Source organism: Pallidibacillus pasinlerensis, assembly GCF_009996845.1.
Classification (GTDB): domain Bacteria; phylum Bacillota; class Bacilli; order Bacillales; family Caldibacillaceae; genus Pallidibacillus; species Pallidibacillus pasinlerensis.
In genome coordinates this window covers 1-4,444 of record NZ_JAACYS010000115.1, presented here as the reverse complement: position 1 = coordinate 4,444, position 4,444 = coordinate 1, and the positions used below count along the sequence as shown (strand labels likewise).

General features: G+C 36.4%; 7 protein-coding genes. 4 read left to right on the top strand and 3 right to left on the bottom strand.

Annotation, left to right across the window (positions count from 1 at the left end):
- Positions 1-741: hypothetical protein (locus tag GW534_RS15500; RefSeq protein ID WP_161921884.1), on the top strand; the 741-nt coding region annotated here is incomplete at its 5' end.
- Between the two features lie 333 nt (positions 742-1,074).
- Here the strand turns inward: GW534_RS15500 and GW534_RS15495 are convergent.
- Positions 1,075-1,287 (bottom strand): DUF4368 domain-containing protein, encoded by a 213-nt coding sequence (locus tag GW534_RS15495; protein WP_161921883.1) that lies wholly within the window; start codon positions 1,285-1,287, stop codon positions 1,075-1,077.
- Positions 1,287-1,424: a hypothetical protein gene (locus GW534_RS16250; protein ID WP_210253483.1), complete on the bottom strand. Its 138-nt coding sequence runs from the start codon at positions 1,422-1,424 to the stop codon at positions 1,287-1,289. The genes GW534_RS15495 and GW534_RS16250 overlap by 1 nt, the downstream gene beginning before the upstream one ends.
- A gap of 235 nt (positions 1,425-1,659) precedes the next feature.
- Between GW534_RS16250 and GW534_RS16210 the strand changes: the two genes are divergently transcribed.
- The 3 genes from GW534_RS16210 to GW534_RS16200 all read left to right on the top strand — a co-directional run bounded on the left by GW534_RS16210 (position 1,660) and on the right by GW534_RS16200 (position 2,698).
- Positions 1,660-1,797 (top strand): DUF5010 domain-containing protein, encoded by a 138-nt coding sequence (locus GW534_RS16210; protein ID WP_202630973.1) that lies wholly within the window; start codon positions 1,660-1,662, stop codon positions 1,795-1,797.
- Between the two features lie 40 nt (positions 1,798-1,837).
- Complete coding sequence (locus tag GW534_RS16205; protein WP_202630972.1) at positions 1,838-2,353, top strand: reverse transcriptase domain-containing protein; 516 nt, start codon at positions 1,838-1,840, stop codon at positions 2,351-2,353.
- Positions 2,354-2,461: 108 nt separating this feature from the next.
- The gene (locus tag GW534_RS16200) at positions 2,462-2,698 is read left to right on the top strand and encodes a hypothetical protein (protein WP_202630971.1); all 237 of its coding nucleotides are present in this window, start codon (positions 2,462-2,464) and stop codon (positions 2,696-2,698) included.
- A gap of 198 nt (positions 2,699-2,896) precedes the next feature.
- Here the strand turns inward: GW534_RS16200 and glpT are convergent, their stop codons facing one another.
- Positions 2,897-4,252: a glycerol-3-phosphate transporter gene (gene glpT, locus GW534_RS15485; RefSeq protein WP_161921882.1), complete on the bottom strand. Its 1,356-nt coding sequence runs from the start codon at positions 4,250-4,252 to the stop codon at positions 2,897-2,899.
- Between the last annotated feature and the right edge of the window lie 192 nt (positions 4,253-4,444).

The following is a 4,444-nucleotide window of genomic DNA, read 5'->3' as shown; positions in this document are numbered from 1 at the left end:
TTACAAATTAACATATTTGTCGTAGATAACGCTATTGCATTTGATTTTGCTAGAAATGCCGATATTACAGTTACAGAATTACGTAATTTATTTTATGTTAAAATTCCAGAAAGACTCTTTTATGGATTAACTAGAGGTCTTTCAAATGATTATAGAACAGTTGAAATTGTAGTCGATCACAGTCCTGAATATGGAAGAATGAAGGTATATTCAAAGTTAAAGCAGCAAATGAATGCACATGCAATTTATCGTGGTATGAAATATTATGTTAATAAAGCATGGTATAAAGAATCACATAAATCTATTCCACTTCAAATAGTTGATTTATTTATGGGAATTGTTGTCTTTCTAATGGAAAAGTCATATTTAAATATAGATGACGATAAACCGATTATTAAGACTGATCTTATTTATCGTTTTTTAATTGAAGAAAATAATATAGATTTATTTCAACAACATATAAATATTTTTAAATGGGATGGACAAAAAGATATTATTCATGAAGTAAATATTTCAGATTATTTATCACAATTTATGGCATTCAAAACACAGTTTGATATTAATGAAATGACAAAGATAATGAGAATTAGAAAACCTAATGATTCCACTAAAGATATAAGATTAAAAATGGGCTATTCAAATAATCAATTAAGAATGCTACTTGGATATCTTGATCAGCTAGATGGTAAAGGAAGAAACACATTTATCATGAAAAATTATTATAAAAATTTCAAAACATGAATAGAACAATTTCCTATTAAACGAACGGGATTTATTTCTGTTCAATCTATGCTGAAATTTTTACAACACAATTTTAATTTAATGAGGTAATTATATTCTCAAGATGTTACACATCAATTTTAAAAAGTTTGCATTTATAAAATATAATAATCGTAAATTTAATTTTACTTAGAATTTTTAAGTTATTTATATCTTGTAAGGCAAACACTACTACATCCATATATCTGCGATTACCCCCCAAGCCATGTGGAGTGTTGTGCGTTGCTTATAAAAAAATAATATTTGGAAAAGCGCGTTTCTGAAAATCAATGAAACGGGCTTTTTCTATATCCTTTATGCATTAAAAAAATCATTTGCAAACCGATAATAAATTTTCGGTGGACCGTCTTCTTTTATTTCGATTCGATCAACCAAACGGTGAAGCATCTCAGGAGTTAATTTATTTAAACGGATATATTCTTTTAATTCATTTTTTAGTTGTTTCATATTCTTTCGTTCTCGTTTGGATTGATCTTTAGATTTTTCTAACTTCAGTATATCGGACATCAAATCATCAATTTTTTTATTATTTCTTCAATAGTTAAGCGGTATTCTTCAATATCAATACTGTTATCTGCAAGCAATGAGGTTAACTGCACTTTCTGCTTTTTGAGCTTTTCAATATTTTGCTCAACTTGGTACATATAAGCTTTTTATCTTTTAAATAATATCCGTACGGCGGCTCTGATCCGTTAAATTCTCCTTACATTCCAAAGAAGAACAGCAAACTTAGACCTTTAGGAATCCTTAACATTGAAGACCGAATTGTCCAACAAGCTATAGTAGATGTGCTACAACCGAAATTCGAAAATGGCATTTTCCATAAATGGTCATGTGGTTATACCAAATCTAGGCGCGAAGCGCGTCCTACAAATAATCATGGCTAATATCGAACAAGAATATAACTACATTTATGATGCAGATATCAAAGGCTTCTTCGACAATATTCCGCATAAGAACTTAATGAGAGTGTTAAACAAATACATTACGGATGGAACGGTATTAGACATGATTTAGAAATGGTTAAAAGCTGGATACATGGAGGAAGGAAAATACCATGCAACAGCTTCAGGAACACCCCAAGGGGGGTGTCATTTCTCCACTACTAGCCAATATCTATCTAAATGAGCTTGATTGGATGTGGGCTGAGCACAATTTTCGATTTGTCAGATACGCAGACGATTTCCTAGTGTTTGCTAAAACAGAGGAAGACATCAAGAAAGCTGCAGAAGTCACGAAAGAGAAACTAGCGGAACTCGGTCTTGAACTCTCATCGGAGAAAACGAAATTTGTAGATTTCAATAATGACGATTTTGACTTCATAGGGTTTACATTTGAACATTGGCGAAAACGCAAAAAGGATGGTAAACCATACTATATCGCTAAACCAAAAGATACAACTTGGAAAGATTTTCGTCAGAAAATAAAAGCAAAGACAAGGAAAACACTCACACTCAGCAAAGAGAAATGGCCTGGGCAGGTTAATCCAATCATTCGAGGCAAGGTAAACTATTTTCTGACGATCTATGAAGCAATCAAGTGCAATGCACAATTTGGATTTAAAAGTTCTTGATTCTTTCAAGCATTTGGAAAAGAGTTATTAGCGATAGATGGTTACATACGAAAAAGGTTAAGAGTTGCCATGATACACAGTCATCCAAACCAAAGAAAAGGTTATCTTATGAAAACAAAATGGAATAATGAATTCTTTGCGAAGATAGGTTTAATACCAGCATATTGGTATTACTATCATAAAATTTATGGATTTACTTTAGAAAATTACATCCAACGTATGAAAGAAAAACAACGAAAAGAACTCGAAAAACGTAAACAAAGAGCGAAAGAAAAGGGTCAAGAGTTTTACACTCCTGACCGTGTCCGTAAAATGCAATATGCGCAAAGGTTAGCGACGTATTAATTGTAACACATTGGTAAGCCGTATGCCTTAATAGGGCACGTACGGTTTGATGAGGGGGTAGCCTTGAAAGAGGTTATCCTACTCTATTTCGTGCCTTGGCATCTGATAGTGAAAGACCTTATAGAAAAAGGATGAGTCTTTCTTCCTTTTGACAGGTGTGACCCATCCTTTTTCACTTATTTACTCGTTAGCATTTTATTATTTCACAACTTCCTGTCCACGTACATTCCAAGTTAATGCAAACAAGATCGTGGAAATAATACAGCCTGCCACCATCATTGTAAACCCGGCGTTCCAGCCGTAATTGTCAACTAAGATACCCATCAAGGCACTTGCAGCAACAGAACCGCCGAGGTATCCGAACAGGCCTGTTAAACCTGCTGCTGTACCGGCAGCTTTCTTCGGAACTGAGTCGAGAGCCTGCAATCCGATCAACATAACCGGTCCGTAAATTAAGAAGCCAATGGCAATGAGACAGATCATATCAATTGTCGGATTGCCGGGCGGGTTGAACCAGTAAGCGAGAACGGCAATCGTAACTCCGATCATAAAGACGACTCCAGCCGGGCCGCGGCGGCCTTTAAACACCTTGTCGGAAATCCATCCGCACAGCAGTGTTCCCGGAATTCCTGCCCACTCGTAAAGGAAATACGCCCAACCTGATTGAGACATGTTAAAGCCTTTTTCCTGGCTTAAGAAGATCGGAGCCCAGTCAGACACTCCGTACCGTACGAAATAAACAAAGATATTTGCAAAAGCGATAATCCAAACCCATTTGTTGTTTAATACATATTTGAAAAGAATTTCTTTGACCGTTAATTCTCTTTCAAATGTCTTCTTTTCTTTGGTCGGATAGTCATCGCGCCAAACTTCGATGGGCGGAAGTCCGCATGATTGCGGAGTATCTCTCATGAGTAAGTATGCAACTACAGCGACCAAGATAGCAACAAGCGCAGGCAAAATAAATACGCCGCCATAGTCTCCTACACCAAATCCGATGGCCGCAAACATGCCGGCACCTGCTACTGCAAGAGGAGCCATTAATCCGCCACCAACGTTATGAGCACAGTTCCAAATGGAAGTAGCTGTGCCCCGCTCGTTGACACTAAACCAGTGGACGAGAATACGCCCGGAAGGCGGCCAGCCCATACCTTGGAACCAACCGTTCAGGAAAAGCATAACAAACATAATCGTTACAGTTGAAGTAAATACTGGAAAAATACCCATAAGTATACAGATAATTGCAGATAGAGTAAGTCCCAAAGGCAGGAATACTTTGGCATTACTTCGGTCAGAAATCCATGCTGAAACGAACTTACTGATTCCGTATGAAACAGAAATGGCGGATAAAGCAAACCCGAGTTCGGTCATGCTGAATCCTTGTTCTGACAGATAAGGCATGGCGATGGAGAACACCTTACGTGTCAGGTAATACGCCGCATAGCCCAAGAAAATACCCATAAAGACTTGGATTCTGAGCCTCTTATAAGTTGCGTCAACCTGATCAGCAGGCAGAGGCTCAATATGCGGAGCGGGTCTTAGAAATTTAAACATAATTTACCTCCTATGTATTTTTTTATGGACAAAAAGGACAGAAAAATATGGAGAAAATTCATGGAAATTAAATAGTTATTGTATATTTTTCAAGTCCGTTCCAAGCGTACTTCTTTTCCATATTTTTCCTATATCGGCCTGCCAAATAAGAGAATACTATTTTTTCGAAAGCGTGTCAATATATTGATATAT

Coding starts and splice junctions, on each gene's coding strand:
- GW534_RS16205 (WP_202630972.1), top strand. CDS start 1,838: ATGCAACAGCTTCAGGAACACCCCAAGGGGGGTGTCATTTCTCCACTA.
- GW534_RS16210 (WP_202630973.1), top strand. CDS start 1,660: ATGGCTAATATCGAACAAGAATATAACTACATTTATGATGCAGATATC.
- glpT (WP_161921882.1), bottom strand. CDS start 4,252: ATGTTTAAATTTCTAAGACCCGCTCCGCATATTGAGCCTCTGCCTGCT.
- GW534_RS16250 (WP_210253483.1), bottom strand. CDS start 1,424: ATGTACCAAGTTGAGCAAAATATTGAAAAGCTCAAAAAGCAGAAAGTG.
- GW534_RS15495 (WP_161921883.1), bottom strand. CDS start 1,287: ATGTCCGATATACTGAAGTTAGAAAAATCTAAAGATCAATCCAAACGA.
- GW534_RS16200 (WP_202630971.1), top strand. CDS start 2,462: ATGAAAACAAAATGGAATAATGAATTCTTTGCGAAGATAGGTTTAATA.